Annotated in this window: 10 protein-coding genes; 5 read left to right on the plus strand and 5 right to left on the minus strand. The window is 75.3% G+C overall.

Annotation, left to right across the window (positions count from 1 at the left end; all coding sequences use genetic code 11):
- Positions 1 to 1,380 (minus strand): sigma-70 family RNA polymerase sigma factor (locus tag LO771_RS29430; protein WP_230748118.1); only part of this gene is annotated, 1,380 nt, incomplete at its 3' end.
- A 139-nt stretch (positions 1,381 to 1,519) separates the two neighbouring features.
- On the opposite strand from LO771_RS29430, the gene radA reads away from it, so the two are divergent.
- The gene (radA, locus tag LO771_RS29435; RefSeq protein WP_230748119.1) at positions 1,520 to 3,094 is read left to right on the plus strand and encodes a DNA repair protein RadA; all 1,575 of its coding nucleotides are present in this window, start codon (positions 1,520 to 1,522) and stop codon (positions 3,092 to 3,094) included.
- Positions 3,095 to 3,271: 177 nt separating this feature from the next.
- Positions 3,272 to 4,378 carry a DNA integrity scanning diadenylate cyclase DisA gene (gene disA / locus LO771_RS29440; protein ID WP_230748120.1) on the plus strand — a complete coding sequence of 369 codons (1,107 nt, stop codon included), beginning with the start codon at positions 3,272 to 3,274 and terminating at the stop codon, positions 4,376 to 4,378.
- 144 nt (positions 4,379 to 4,522) lie between these two features.
- Here the strand turns inward: disA and LO771_RS29445 are convergent, their stop codons facing one another.
- The gene (locus tag LO771_RS29445) at positions 4,523 to 5,491 is read right to left on the minus strand and encodes a hypothetical protein (RefSeq protein WP_230748121.1); all 969 of its coding nucleotides are present in this window, start codon (positions 5,489 to 5,491) and stop codon (positions 4,523 to 4,525) included.
- Positions 5,492 to 5,624: 133 nt separating this feature from the next.
- On the opposite strand from LO771_RS29445, the gene LO771_RS29450 reads away from it, so the two are divergent.
- A complete protein-coding gene (locus LO771_RS29450) occupies positions 5,625 to 6,536 on the plus strand; it encodes an A/G-specific adenine glycosylase (protein ID WP_230748122.1) in 912 nt (303 codons plus the stop codon).
- 105 nt (positions 6,537 to 6,641) lie between these two features.
- Here the strand turns inward: LO771_RS29450 and LO771_RS29455 are convergent, their stop codons facing one another.
- Positions 6,642 to 8,162, minus strand: coding sequence for an MDR family MFS transporter (locus LO771_RS29455; protein ID WP_230748131.1), 1,521 nt, complete (start codon positions 8,160 to 8,162; stop codon positions 6,642 to 6,644).
- A gap of 334 nt (positions 8,163 to 8,496) precedes the next feature.
- Here LO771_RS29455 and LO771_RS29460 point away from each other — a divergent pair, with 334 nt between their 5' ends.
- Both LO771_RS29460 and LO771_RS29465 read left to right on the plus strand, forming a co-directional pair.
- A complete protein-coding gene (locus tag LO771_RS29460; RefSeq protein WP_230748123.1) occupies positions 8,497 to 9,141 on the plus strand; it encodes a TetR/AcrR family transcriptional regulator in 645 nt (214 codons plus the stop codon).
- 503 nt (positions 9,142 to 9,644) lie between these two features.
- Complete coding sequence (locus tag LO771_RS29465) at positions 9,645 to 10,493, plus strand: M23 family metallopeptidase (RefSeq protein WP_230748125.1); 849 nt, start codon at positions 9,645 to 9,647, stop codon at positions 10,491 to 10,493.
- A gap of 192 nt (positions 10,494 to 10,685) precedes the next feature.
- Here LO771_RS29465 and LO771_RS29470 read toward each other — a convergent pair whose 3' ends face one another.
- Together LO771_RS29470 and LO771_RS29475 are read right to left on the minus strand one after the other, a co-directional pair.
- Complete coding sequence (locus LO771_RS29470) at positions 10,686 to 11,432, minus strand: hypothetical protein (protein ID WP_230748127.1); 747 nt, start codon at positions 11,430 to 11,432, stop codon at positions 10,686 to 10,688.
- A gap of 242 nt (positions 11,433 to 11,674) precedes the next feature.
- Positions 11,675 to 14,182 carry an ATP-dependent Clp protease ATP-binding subunit gene (locus LO771_RS29475; protein WP_230748129.1) on the minus strand — a complete coding sequence of 836 codons (2,508 nt, stop codon included), beginning with the start codon at positions 14,180 to 14,182 and terminating at the stop codon, positions 11,675 to 11,677.
- Positions 14,183 to 14,575: the final 393 nt, after the last annotated feature.

A 14,575-nucleotide genomic window follows, 5' to 3' on the forward strand; every position in this document is an offset into this window, starting at 1 on the left:
CCCGGCGGCGGCGGGCCCGGCGGCGGGCGGCCCGGCGGGGACCCGCAGGGCCACCGGCACGGCCGCCCGGCCCGGGGCCTGCGCGGTGGCCTGCGGCAGCGGCGCCGGCGCGCCCGCCGCCTGCGGGACCGGCCCGCTCCGCGACGCCAGCGGGCCGAACCTCCGGGCGGTCTCCCGGTCCACCGGTCCCGCCCCGGCCGCGGGGCTCGGACCGGCCGTGGCCGGGCCGCCGGCCGGCGTGGCGCCGACCGTGTCCACCCGCACGGAGGAGACGGCGGCCGGGCCGCCCGCGCCGTCGCCGCCCCGGTGGGCCACCCAGAGCGCGGCCACCGGGGCGGCGAGCACCGCCGCGAGGACCGTCGTGGTCACGGCCCGGTTGCGCAGGGCCGCCGCCAGGTCCGGGGAGTCCGCCCGGTGCCGGGGGAAGCCCTGCCGGTCGAAGCGCGGGTCGGCCGCCGGGGCGGGGGCGCGGTGCACCCGGCCGCGGGCGGGACCGGGGGCCGGGGCCGGACCGCGCCGTGCGGCGCGGGCCCGGCGGCCCGCCGAGGCGCCCGCGAGGAAGGCGGCGCCGGCGGTCCCGGCCAGCGCCGCGACGGGCGCGTCCACCAGGGGCAGGGAGACCCCCGCCCCGGTGCCGCCGTGCAGCAGGCCGGTGCCGGGCCAGGCATCCCCGGGCGCCTCCCGCCCGGCCGTGCCGCGGCAGGTGGGGCAGTCGTCCACGTGCCGCACCAGCTCGCGCCGGAGCGCCGGGACGAGGAGCATCCCGCCGTGGCCGCCGGCCGTGCGGCCGCCGCCGAGCAGGTCCAGCTCGGGGCACTCCGCGGCGGCGAGGACCCGCAGGGCCGTCCGGGTGCGGGCCACCTCGGCGCCGGCCCGGACGAGCAGCGCGGACGCCTCCTCCGGGAGGAGGCCGAGGACCGCGGCGACCTCGGCGGGGGCGAGCCCGTGGCGCATGGCCAGCTCCAGGGCCTCGCGCTGCTGCGGGGTGGTGCCCGCCGCCTCCGGCCAGGCCAGCAGCGCGAGGCGGCGGCGCCGCTCCTCCTGCTGCCCGGGCGGCGGCGGGGGCGGGGCGGCGTCCGCGTCCGGGTCCGGCCGGCCGGGGGCGGCGGCGTCCTCCAGGCGGAGCAGGCAGGCGTACCGGGCGAGCGAGTAGAGCCAGGCGCGCTGCAGGGAGGGGTCGCGCAGCCGTCCGTGGTGCCGGACCGCGAGGTCCCGCACCGACCGCACGGCGGCCAGCGCCGCGTCGTGGTCGCACAGCACGGACAGGCAGTAGGTGAAGAGGCCGTCCACGTGCCGCGCGCACGCCTCGTCGGGGCGCTGACCGCCACGCGGGGCGCTCCCGGTGGCCGGGGGGATCCGGATGTCGGCACTGGTCGTCACCCTGCCGACGTTAGGGGCGGTGCCCCGCCCGCCCGGTCCGGTTGCGCCGGTCATACTTCTTTCGGGTCACACCTCCACCGCTGAGGGTGACGGAACGGCGGCGGGCGCGTTGTCGGACCCGCCTTGTACGGTTCGGGGCATGGCAGCCCGTACCTCCTCCGGCAAGTCCTCCGCCAAGGCGCGCCCCTCCTACCGCTGCACCGAGTGCGGCAACCAGCTCCCCAAGTGGGTGGGCCGCTGCCCCGAGTGCAACGCCTGGGGCACGGTGGAGGAGTACGGCGCCGTGCCCGTGCGCACCACCGCGGCCGGCCCGGTCAGCGCCCCGGCGCGGCCGATCGCCCAGGTGGACGGGCAGGTCGCCACCGCCCGCCCCACCGGCGTCGACGAGCTGGACCGCGTGCTCGGCGGCGGCCTGGTGCCCGGCGCCGTGGTGCTGCTGGCGGGCGAGCCGGGCGTCGGCAAGTCCACCCTGCTGCTGGACGTCGCCGCGAAGGCCGCGACCGACCGGAACCGCACGCTGTACGTGACCGGCGAGGAGTCGGCGGGCCAGGTGCGGCTGCGCGCCGACCGTATCGGCGCCCTCTCCGACCACCTCTACCTGGCGGCCGAGACCGACCTCGGCGCCGTGCTCGGCCACATCGACCAGGTCGGCCCCTCGCTGCTGGTGCTGGACTCGGTGCAGACCATCGCCTCGGCCGAGCTGGACGGCGCGCCCGGCGGCATGGCCCAGGTCCGCGAGGTCGCCGGGGCGCTGATCCGCGCCTCCAAGGAGCGCGGCATGGCCACCCTGCTGGTCGGCCACGTCACCAAGGACGGCTCCATCGCCGGCCCCCGGCTGCTGGAGCACCTGGTGGACGTGGTGCTGAGCTTCGAGGGCGACCGGCACGCCCGGCTGCGGCTGATCCGCGGCGTCAAGAACCGCTACGGCGCGACCGACGAGGTCGGCTGCTTCGAGCTGCACGACGAGGGCATCGCGGGCCTGCCGGACCCGTCCGGCCTCTTCCTGACCCGCCGCGCGCAGCCCGTGCCGGGCACCTGCCTGACCGTCACCCTGGAGGGCCGCCGGCCGCTGGTGGCCGAGGTCCAGGCGCTGATGGTGGACTCCCAGATCCCCTCCCCGCGGCGCACCACCTCGGGCCTGGACTCCCCCCGGATCGCCATGGTGCTCGCCGTGGTGGAGCGCCACGGCGGGGTGCGGCTGGGCAAGCAGGACATCTACACCGCGACCGTCGGCGGGGTCCGGCTGACCGAGCCCGCCGCCGACCTGGCCATCGCCCTGTCGGTGGCCAGCTCCGCCGCCAACACCCCGCTGCCGAGCAACCTGGTCGCGATCGGCGAGGTGGGCCTGGCCGGCGAGGTGCGCCGGGTCACCGGCGTGCAGCGGCGCCTCGCGGAGGCCCACCGGCTGGGCTTCACCCACGCCCTGGTGCCGCAGGACCCGGGGAAGGTCCCGCCGGGGATGCGGGTGGTGGAGGTCGCCGACATCGGCGAGGCGATGGCGGCGATCCCGGGCCGCCGCCGCTCCTCCGCGGGGTCGGGGGGATCCGGCCCCGCAGCGGAGGACGGCACCGCCGGGGGCGGGCGCCCCGCGCGCCGTCCGCGCTCCCGCGCGTCCGCGGGCGCCGGTCCGGACGCCGGTCCCGCCGCCGGTGCCGGACCCGCGGACGGGGCCTGGGAGCTGGTCGAACCCGAGGGGGCGCCGGAGCCCTTCTGACGCGCGCCGCACGCCGCTCCGCCGCGGTCTCCAACGGTCCCCCGCGCCTTCTTGACCCGCCCTGCCCCGACCCGCCACCCTCGCGGGCCGCCCGACGGTAAACTTTGCCCTGATCGCAACAAGGCAGGAACGGCAGAACGTCGGCAGACCGCACCGCCGGCCGACCGAGGGAGTCCAGTGGCAGCCAACGACCGGGCGGAGAAGTCCCCCCGCGAGGAGGCCCTGCTGCGTGCCTCCCTGAGCGCCGTCGCCCCGGGCACCGCCCTCCGCGACGGCCTGGAACGGGTGCTGCGCGGCAACACCGGCGGCCTGATCGTGCTCGGCTTCGACAAGGCCGTGGAGCCCATCTGCACCGGCGGCTTCGTGCTGGACGTCGAGTTCTCGGCCACCCGGCTGCGGGAGCTGTGCAAGCTCGACGGCGCGGTGGTGCTGGACAAGGACATCACCAAGATCGTGCGCGCGGGCGTGCACCTGGTGCCCGACTCCTCCATCCCCACCGACGAGACCGGCACCCGGCACCGCACCGCCGAGCGCGTCAACAAGCAGACCGGCTACCCGGTCGTCTCGGTCAGCCACTCCATGCGGCTGATCGCCCTCTACGTCAACGGCCAGCGCCGGGTGCTGGAGGACTCCGCCGCGATCCTCTCCCGCGCCAACCAGGCGCTCGCCACCCTGGAGCGCTACAAGCTGCGCCTGGACGAGGTGGCCGGCACCCTCTCCGCCCTGGAGATCGAGGACCTGGTCACCGTCCGGGACGTCACCGCGGTCGCCCAGCGGCTGGAGATGGTCCGCCGGATCGCCGCCGAGATCGCCGGGTACGTGGTGGAGCTCGGCACCGACGGCCGCCTGCTCTCCCTCCAGCTGGACGAGCTGATCGCGGGCGTCGAGCCGGAGCGCGAGCTGGTCGCCCGCGACTACTTCCCGGAGCGCGCCGCCAAGCGGGGCCGCACCGTCGGCGACGTCCTCGCCGACCTGGACGCGCTGAGCCAGACCGAGCTGCTCGACGTGCAGGCCGTCGCCAAGGCGCTCGGCCACCCGGGCACGCCCGAGGCGCTGGACTCCGCGGTCTCCCCGCGCGGCTACCGCCTGCTGGCCAAGGTGCCGCGGCTGCCCAACACCGTGATCGAGCGGCTGGTGGAGCACTTCGGCGGCCTGCAGAAGCTCCTCGCCGCCAGCGTCGACGACCTGCAGGCCGTGGACGGCGTCGGCGAGGCCCGCGCCCGCTCCGTGCGGGAGGGGCTCTCCCGGCTCGCGGAGTCGTCCATCCTGGAGCGCTACGTCTGACCCCGGCCGGTGCCCGGCCCCCGCCCCGGCGCGCGGGAGCGGGCGCCGTTGCGGCACGCGTCACCGTACGGCACGAAGCCCGGCGGGCCTGGGGCCCGCCGGGCTTCGTCGTGCGCGGGGGCCGGACGGGCCGGTCTCCCGCGGTCAGCTCTCCAGGCGGAAGGAGGCGCGGGCCGTGACGGGGGTCCCGGCGACACCGCCCAGGCTGGCCTGGACGAGGTAGACGCCGTCGCCGGCCGTGCCCGCGGGCGGGGGGCTCGGGCACTGGGGGGTGCTGCGGGTCCGGTCCCAGACGAAGGTCTCGGTGACGGCGCCGCCGGCGGGTACGGCCACCCACTGGGAGGTGCGGTCGGTGGGGCAGTCGCCCGAGGACCAGACCCGGCCCGCGCTGGCCTCGCTCACGGTGAGCACCGAGGCCGTCCGGCCGAGGTCGGCCCGGCACGCGGGGCCGGAGTTGCGGACCGTCAGCTCGAAGCGGGGCCGCTCCTTGGGCTGGTACGCGTTGCTGGTCGTGGCCAGTTCGAGGGAGATCTGCGAGGTGGGGCAGATCGGCAGGGCGCGGGCCGCGGGAGTGTTGACCTGCACGCCGCCACTGCCGCTGCCGCCACCGGTGCCGCTGCCGCCGCCGGAGCCGGTGCCGCCGGCGGCGTCGTTCGACGCGGAGCCGGTCGTGCCGCCGGAGAGGCTGACGTCGCTGCCGCCGGTGCCGCCCGCGCCGCCACTGCCCCCGTCGGCGCCACCGGTGACCCCGGCGGTGTCGGAGCCGCCGTCGGCGCCCGGGCTCTCCCCCGCTCCCGGGCTGTCCCCCGCTCCCGGGGTGCCCGTGCCGCCGGAGCCGGAGCCGGTGTCGCCGCCGGTACCGCCGGGGCCGCCAGAAACGCCGCCGGGGCCGCCCGGCCGACCGGTGACCGCCGGTCCGCTGGGCCCGGTCCCCGGGGTGATGGAGGGGACGGGCGCCGGGTGCTTCCCGCCGGCCCTGTCGTCGCCTCCCCCGCCCGTGGACAGCCAGACGACGAGGGCCGCGATCGCGAGCAGCACGACGAGCACGGCGAACCGCCGCCGCCAGTAGATGGACGCGGGCAGCGGTCCCACGGGATGGCGCAGAGAGGGCACGCGCAAACTCTACGAGAGACCGCACGCGCCCCACTGCATCAACACCGCTGCCAGGCGGCTTCTTTCAGATCATCAGCCTGATCCACCGACCGGGCGGCGGCCGTTCGGCGGCCCGTGGGAGGATCGGGGGGAGATGTCCGGAGAAACCGCCCTGCCGCTGCCCCTGCTGCACTCGACCGTCCTCGACTGGTACGCCGAGCACGCCCGCGACCTGCCGTGGCGTGCACCGGACGCCACGCCGTGGGCGGTGATGGTCAGTGAGTTCATGCTCCAGCAGACCCCCGTGAAACGGGTGCTGCCCGCGTACGACGCCTGGCTGGAGCGCTGGCCCACGCCCGCCGCGCTGGCCGCCGACCCCCCGGGCGAGGCGGTGCGGATGTGGGGCCGTCTGGGCTACCCCCGGCGCGCCCTGCGGCTGCACGCCGCCGCCGCCGCGATCACCGAGCGGCACGGCGGCGCGGTGCCCTCCGACCACGCGGAGCTGCTGGCGCTGCCCGGCGTCGGCGAGTACACCGCCGCCGCCGTGGCGTCCTTCGCCTTCCGGCAGCGCCACGCGGTGCTGGACACCAACGTGCGACGGGTCTTCGCCCGGCTGGTCGAGGGTGTGGAGTACCCGCCGACCGCCACCACCGCCGCCGAGCGCCGCACCGCGACCGCGCTGCTGCCGGACGACGAGGAGACGGCCGCGACCTGGGCGGTGGCCGTGATGGAGCTGGGGGCGCTGGTCTGCACCGCCCGCACGCCGCGCTGCGGCGGGTGCCCGGTGGCGGCGGGCTGCGCCTGGCGCCTGGCGGGCAGCCCGCCGCACGACGGCCCGCCCCGGCGCGGCCAGACCTACGCGGGCACCGACCGGCAGGTGCGCGGCCGGCTGCTCGCGGTGCTGCGCGAGGCGCACGGCGAGGTGGCGCAGGCCGCGCTGGACGCGGTCTGGGACGAGCCGGTGCAGCGGGCCCGGGCCCTGGACGGCCTGGTGGCCGACGGGCTGGTGGAGCCGGTGGGACAGGGCCTGTACCGGCTGCCGGGGGCGGCCGCTGCGGCGGACTGAGCCCCCGGAGGGCTGAGCCCCCGAGGACCGCGCCCCCGGACGGAGGGAGGGCCGGACACCCCGTGCGGGGTGTCCGGCCCTCCCGGCGCGGTGGGGCCGCCGGCGTCAGAGCGCCGCGGCGGGCTCGGGCACCGCGCCCTCGGCGGCGTCCGCCGCGGGGGCGCCGGACTCCGTCCCGGCGCCGCGCAGCGGCACCTCCTTGAGGAGGACGGCCGCGGCGATGCCGAGCACCGAGACCGCCGCGCCCCACAGGAAGACCGCGTGGATGCCGTTGGAGACGGCGTGGTGGTAGGCGTCCTGGAAGGCGGCGGGCAGGGTCCGCAGCACGGACGGGGTGAGCTGGGCGGTGCCGTCGGCGGCCCTGCCGCCCGCCGCGCCGAGGCTGTCCCGCATGGTGTCGGCGACCCGGTTGGTGAAGAGGGCGCCGAAGAGCGCGACGCCGAAGGAGCCGCCGATGGTGCGGAAGAGGGTCGCGGTGGAGCTGGCGACGCCCATGTCCTTCAGTTCCACGCTGTTCTGCGCGACCAGCATGGTGATCTGCATGAGGAAGCCCATGCCGGCGCCGAGCACCACCATGTAGGCGCCGGAGGTGAACCGGCCGGTGTCGGTGGAGAGGGTGGAGAGCAGCAGTGCGCCGCCCGCCATGACGCCGGTGCCGAGGATCGGGAAGACGCGGTAGCGGCCGGTGCGGGTGACGGCCTGCCCGACGACCAGCGAGACCACGAGCATGCCCAGCATCATCGGCATGAGGAGCAGGCCGGAGTTGGTGGCGGAGGCGCCCTGGACGGTCTGCTGGTAGAGGGGCAGGAAGGTCACCGACCCGAACATGGTGAAACCGACCAGGAAGCCGATCACAGAGACGAGCGTGAAGTTGCGGTTGCGGAAGAGGCCCAGCGGCAGCATGGGCTCCTCGGCCCGGCGCTCGACCGCCGTGAAGCCGGCGAGGGAGAGCACGGCGAGCACGGCCATGCCGAGGATCTGGACGGACCCCCACGCGTACTCCTGGCCGCCCCAGGTGGTGATGAGCACCAGGGCGGTGATGCCGACGGTGAGCAGTGCGGCGCCGAGGTAGTCGATCCGGGCGGTGGAGCGGGTCCTGGGCAGGTGCAGCGTGGCGGTCACGACGGCGAGGGCCACGGCGCCCAGCGGCAGGTTGATGTAGAAGGTCCAGTGCCAGTTGAGGTGGTCGGTGATGAACCCGCCGACCAGCGGCCCGCCGATCATGGCGATGGCCATGACGCCGGCGAACATGCCCTGGTAGCGGCCGCGGTCGCGCGGCGGCACCAGCGCACCCATGATCGACATCACGCCGACCATGAGGCCGCCGGCGCCCAGGCCCTGGACCGCGCGGAAGCCGATCAGCTGGCCCATGGTCTGCGAGAGGCCGGACAGCGCCGAGCCCGCCAGGAAGACCACGATCGAGACGACGAAGACGCCCTTGCGGCCGTAGAGGTCGCCGAGCTTGCCCCAGATCGGGGTGGAGGCGGCGGTGGCCAGGGTGTAGGAGGTGACCACCCAGGAGAGGTGCTCGGCGCCGCCGAGGTCGCCGACGATGGTGGGCATCGCGGTGCCGACGATCAGGTTGTCGAGCATCGCCAGCAGCATGGTGATCACCAGGCCGACCATGACGACGCGGATCTCCCGCGGCGAGCGGGCCTCGGAAGCCGCCGCCTCCTCTAGTCCGGCCGCCCTCTGCGGCGGTACCGACTGCTCCAGCGACGCCGCCTGTTTCCGCGACACGTTGCCCTCCCTGCGACGGCCGGCCGGCGGTGCCGCCCCCTGGTGGCTTACTTGCCGACCGGCTAGTGAACTTCTCCTCCGCAAGCTAGGCTGCCTGCCTGCCGGCCGTCAAGTTGATTTCCGTCCAGCGCCCTCCGCGCGGAAGACTGACCCCGGACACCCGGCCGGCATCCGCCGGCCACGCACGGACGAGGGACACGACCGAGGCGATGAACAAGCGATGAGCACCCGCACGCCGCGCGGCGACACCAGGGCCCGCATCCTCGACGTGGCCCTCGAACTCTTCGCCGAGCAGGGCTACGAGAAGACCTCCCTGCGCGAGATCGCGGACCGGCTGGGCGTGACCAAGGCCGCCCTGTACTACCACTTCAAGACCAAGGACGACATCGTCCGCGGCATCGTGGAGTCCGCCGCCACCCCCCTCGACGAGGTCATCGCCTGGGGGGAGGGCCAGCCCTGGTCCCCGGAGATGCGCGACGAGGTGGTGCGCCGCTTCGCCGAGCGCATGGCCGAGCGCGTCCGGCTGCTCCGCTTCTTCCACGAGAACCAGCCCGCGGTCCGCGAGCTCAACGCCGGCGCCCTCTTCAAGCAGCGGATGATCTCGATGATCCGCCTGATCGAGGGCCCCGAGCGGACCTTCCAGGACCGCGTGCGGGCGGCCATGTCCCTGTTCGCGATCAACGCGGGGCTGTTCCTGCTGCAGGAGGACCCCGAGGAGCCGGACTCCGGCGACGCGGCCGAGCGGCAGGCGGCGGCGCTGGAGGTGGCGCTGGAGATCGCCCACCTGATCCGGCCGGGGACCGGCGGAGCGGGATGCGGCGGGACCGGGGGCGCCGAGGCGGACGGGGACGCCGGGACCGCCTAGGGGCGGGGCAGCCCAGGGGCGGGGCGGGAGCGGCGGCGGACGGGGGCGGCCGCCGGGCCGGGAACAGCCGAGGGGCGGCCGGGTGTTCCGGGAGTGCCCGGCGACGGTCCCGGGCAGGGCCGGGAACAGCTGCGGGGGGTGGTTCCCCCCTCCGGAGCGGGGGCGAACCCGTGAGCCCGCTCACACGCATGCCGACGGCTACGGGCACCGGTAGTAGCCGGTGCGCAGCCGCGTGGTGCCAGCTCACAGCAGGCAAATCGGCCATGCCGCCACCGACCGCGCGGTCCGTATACGGACATGCGTAGTACAGCGGGCGTTTTGGGCCGCCTGCGGGCCTTTGTTACGACTGGTTCTGCCCGACGGGGAGCAGGTCGAAACATCGAAGTCCGGCCTCTCACCCGATCCGCTGAAGCCCCCGCTCAAAGTCGGGGCCCCGGCCCGCGCACCGGCACCTCACCGTGCCCCTGCGGCAACCGGGCCGTCGAACCGATAGAGGACCCAGCGTGAAGCGCACCGCCCGTATCCGTCCCACCCGTCTTGCCGCCGCCATCGCCGGCGCCACCATGGCCACCGCCGCCCTCGGCGGCACCGCCTTCGCCGCGGACGACGTCAAGACCCTGAGCGCCCACGAGGCGCACGTGGTCCATGCCACGCACGCGGCGCACGAGGCCCACACCATCCACCTGGCCAACGAGGCCGCCAAGGCCGCCCGGGCCTCCGCCGGCGCCGCGAAGGCCCACGCCGCCCACGAGGCGCACACGATCGCCGCGGCCAACGCCGAGGCCCGCCGGCAGGCCGCCGCCGACGCCCGCGCCGAGGCCTCCGCCGCGCACAAGGCGCACCGGATCGCCGCCGCCAACGCCGAGGCCCGCCAGCAGGCCGCCGCCTCCCGCTCCTCCGAGCGGCAGCAGCTGCACGCCACCGCGGCCACCGCGGCCACGTCCGGCTACGCCTCCCCGGTCCCGGCCGGTACCCCGTTCAGCCAGTCCTTCGGCGTGCCGAACAGCGGCTACGCCGCCGGGTACCACACCGGCGCCGACTGGGCCGTCTCCACCGGCACCCCGCTGTACTCGGTCGGCAACGCCACCGTCGTCTCCGCCGGCTGGGCGGGCGCCTACGGCAACTCCGTGACCCTGCGGCTCGCCGACGGCCACTACGCCCTGTACGCCCACATGTCGTCCGTCTCCGTGGGCGCCGGCCAGAGCGTGTCGGCGGGCGAGCAGATCGGCCGCTCCGGCAGCACCGGCAACTCCACCGGCCCGCACCTGCACTTCGAGATCCGCAACGTGAACTCCTACGGTTCCGTGATCGACCCGGTCTCGTACCTGAAGGGCAAGGGCGTCTCGCTCTGAGTCGCACCCCCCTCGCCCGCGGCCCCGCCGTCCCTCCCGGACGGCGGGGCCGCGGGCGTGTCCGCACGATGTGGGGCCCGTCATCCGCGGACCGGCCGGGCGCTCCCCCGCCGGGCGGTCCGCCCGTCGGCCCGCGGGCCGGCGGACGGCCGGTCCGGGCCGGCCGGCCCGGACCGGCGGGGGCGTGCGGGCTCAGGAGGACAGGGTCGCCCGGTCACCCATCACCACGACCGGGTGCAGGGCCGGGTCCAGGGTGCGCAGCAGCTGCCGCATGGCCGCCAGGGGCAGGGTGACGCAGGCCGAGGAGCCGGCCCCGGGGTCGAGGTGGAGCCAGATCGAACCGCCCCGGGAGGCGCCCCGGGGACGGCGGGGGTCCAGGGGGGAGGTGCCGGTCACCCGGTTGTAGTCGACGGCGATCACGTGGTCGAAGTCGTGCCGGTGGGAGGGGCCCCAGGCGGCGGGCGGGGTGAAGGCCGGGTCGTGGTGGTAGGGGAGCCTCGCCCCCGGGTCCGGCAGGACGCCGCCCGCGTCGTGCAGGGTGAAGACCCCCACGGGGCTGCGCTGGTCCCCCTCCCGGTGGTCGGGGGTCCAGCCGCGGCGGCCGTTGTGGGAGCGCCAGGACGCCTCGGCGGTCCAGGTACCGCCGTGCCGCCGGTAGAGCACGACCCGGCCCGTGGAGGCGGAGGGGCCGTCGCCGTAGACCACGACGGCCTGGCGGGAACGGGCGGGGATGCGGGCCAGCCACCGGTCCGACAGCCCGGCGATCCGGCCGTCGGAGGCCGGTGCGGGCGGCGCGTGCGATGCGGTGGCCGGGGCCGCGGACCGGGCCTCCGCGGCGTCGCCCTGCGGGGCGGCGCCGCCGCCGCACGCCGTGAGCGCCGCGGACAGGACCGCAGTCCCCAGGAGCACCGCCGCCGCGCGTGCGCCGCCGACCCGCATTCCGGCCTCCCACCCCTGTGTCCTGAACCCTGATGCCCTGATGCCCTGATGCCCTGATGCGCCGGCGCCCCGGCGCCCGGGCCTCCCGACGTTAGCAGTGCTGCGGCGGGGCGGCCGCGCGCCCCCCGGACCGGACGGGGCGGCCGGCCCGGACGGGTGCCGGGCCCGGACACGCCGACGCCCCGCCGCCTCCGGAGAGGCGGCGGGGCGTCGCGCCGTACGGGCCGTGCGCGGCCGCGGACCTACTTGGTGAGGTCCGGACCGGCGGTGGTGACCGGCGGGACGTCGGCGACGGGGACCTTCTCCTCACCCCGGAAGGTGAACTTGGTCTCCTTGCCCTCGCCCTCGGTGTCCACCACCACGATGTGACCGGGGCGCAGCTCGCCGAAGAGGATCTTCTCGGAGAGCACGTCCTCGATCTCGCGCTGGATGGTGCGGCGCAGCGGACGGGCGCCCAGGATCGGGTCGTAGCCCTTCTTGGCCAGCAGCTTCTTGGCCTCGGTGGAGAGCTCGATGCCCATGTCGCGGTCCTTGAGCCGCTCGTCCACCCGGGCGATCATGAGGTCGACGATCTGGATGATGTCGTCCTCGGACAGCTGGTGGAAGACCACGATGTCGTCGACGCGGTTGAGGAACTCGGGCCGGAAGTGCTGCTTGAGCTCCTCGCCGACCTTGGCCTTCATCCGCTCGTACCCGGTCTGGACGTCGCCCTGGGCGGCGAAGCCCAGGTTGAAGCCCTTGGAGATGTCCCGGGTGCCGAGGTTGGTGGTCATGATGATGACCGTGTTCTTGAAGTCGACGACCCGGCCCTGGGAGTCGGTCAGGCGGCCGTCCTCCAGGATCTGCAGCAGCGAGTTGAAGATGTCCGGGTGGGCCTTCTCGACCTCGTCGAAGAGGACGACCGAGAACGGCTTGCGGCGCACCTTCTCGGTGAGCTGGCCGCCCTCCTCGTAGCCGACGTAGCCGGGGGGCGAGCCGAACAGCCGCGAGACGGTGTGCTTCTCGGAGAACTCCGACATGTCGAGCTGGATGAGCGCGTCCTCGTCGCCGAAGAGGAACTCGGCGAGGGTCTTGCTCAGCTCGGTCTTACCGACGCCGGACGGGCCGGCGAAGATGAACGAGCCGCCGGGGCGCTTGGGGTCCTTGAGGCCGGCCCGCGTGCGGCGGATGGCCTGGGACAGCGCCTTGATGGCGTCCTTCTGCCCGATGACGCGCTTGTGGAGCTCGTCCTCCATGCGCAGCAGGCGGGAGGACTCCTCCTCGGTGAGCTTGAAGACCGGGATGCCGGTGGCGGTGGCCAGGACCTCCGCGATCAGCTCCTCGTCGACCTCGGCGACGACGTCCATGTCGCCGGCCTTCCACTCCTTCTCCCGCTTGGCCTTGGCCTGCAGGAGCTGCTTCTCCTTGTCGCGGAGGGAGGCGGCCTTCTCGAAGTCCTGCGCGTCGATCGCGGACTCCTTCTCCCGGCGCACGTCGGCGATCTTCTCGTCGAACTCGCGCAGGTCCGGCGGCGCGGTCATGCGGCGGATGCGCATCCGCGAGCCGGCCTCGTCGATGAGGTCGATCGCCTTGTCGGGGAGGAAGCGGTCCGAGATGTAGCGGTCGGCCAGGGTGGCGGCGGCGACCAGGGCGGCGTCGGTAATGGAGACGCGGTGGTGCGCCTCGTACCGGTCGCGCAGGCCCTTGAGGATCTCGATGGTGTGCGGCAGCGACGGCTCCGCGACCTGGATGGGCTGGAAGCGGCGCTCCAGCGCGGCGTCCTTCTCCAGGTGCTTGCGGTACTCGTCGAGCGTGGTGGCACCGATGGTCTGCAGCTCGCCGCGGGCCAGCATCGGCTTGAGGATGCTGGCGGCGTCGATGGCGCCCTCGGCGGCGCCGGCGCCGACCAGGGTGTGCAGCTCGTCGATGAAGAGGATGATGTCGCCGCGGGTGCGGATCTCCTTGAGCACCTTCTTCAGGCGCTCCTCGAAGTCACCGCGGTAGCGGGAGCCGGCGACCAGCGCGCCCAGGTCGAGGGTGTAGAGCTGCTTGTCCTTCAGCGTCTCCGGGACCTCGCCCTTGACGATGGCCTGCGCCAGGCCCTCGACGACGGCGGTCTTGCCCACGCCGGGCTCGCCGATGAGCACCGGGTTGTTCTTGGTGCGGCGGGACAGCACCTGCATGACCCGCTCGATCTCCTTCTCGCGCCCGATCACCGGGTCGAGCTTGGCCTCGCGGGCGGCCTGCGTGAGGTTGCGGCCGAACTGGTCGAGGACCAGGGAGGTCGAGGGGGTGCCCTCGGCCGGACCGCCGGCGGTGGCGGTCTCCTTGCCCTGGTAGCCGGAGAGCAGCTGGATGACCTGCTGCCGCACCCGGTTGAGGTCGGCGCCGAGCTTCACCAGGACCTGGGCGGCGACGCCCTCGCCCTCCCGGATCAGGCCGAGCAGGATGTGCTCGGTGCCGATGTAGTTGTGGCCGAGCTGCAGGGCCTCCCTCAGGGAGAGCTCCAGCACCTTCTTGGCACGGGGGGTGAAGGGGATGTGGCCGGACGGGGCCTGCTGGCCCTGGCCGATGATCTCCTCCACCTGCTGGCGGACCGCCTCGAGCGAAATCCCGAGGCTCTCCAGGGCCTTCGCAGCGACACCCTCACCCTCGTGGATCAGGCCCAGGAGGATGTGCTCAGTACCGATGTAGTTGTGGTTGAGCATCCGGGCCTCTTCCTGGGCCAGGACGACAACCCGCCGCGCGCGGTCGGTGAACCTCTCGAACATCGTTATCGCTCCTCAGAGCGGTCGGGCAGTTAGGGGTCGGTCCCCTCCCTGTCCTTCCGCATGCTAGTCCCGCGCAGCGGGACAGCTCACTTCAACCGTCGACACCCGACGCGGGGCGTTCCCCCGCGGCAGCCGACAACAGTCCCAACCCGATGCTGCGAGACGATGTTCCCGCAGGCCAGCCGGATCCACCTGATACCGCTACGCCCGTGGCGAACGCGCCACGGTGTCACCGTGGTCATACCCGCTGTGACCGCGCTTCGACCCCCCGTCCCGGCGGCCGGGAAGGCCGCCGGGGCGGGGGGGAGGGCTCCGGCGGGCGGGAGGGCCGGGCCGGGTGAGGCGTGGGCGTCCTCGTAGGCCGTGCGGACGTTGCTGGGCCCCCCGCCCCGG

Source organism: Streptacidiphilus sp. ASG 303 (assembly GCF_020991365.1).
In the GTDB taxonomy this organism is placed as follows: Bacteria; Actinomycetota; Actinomycetes; order Streptomycetales; family Streptomycetaceae; genus Peterkaempfera.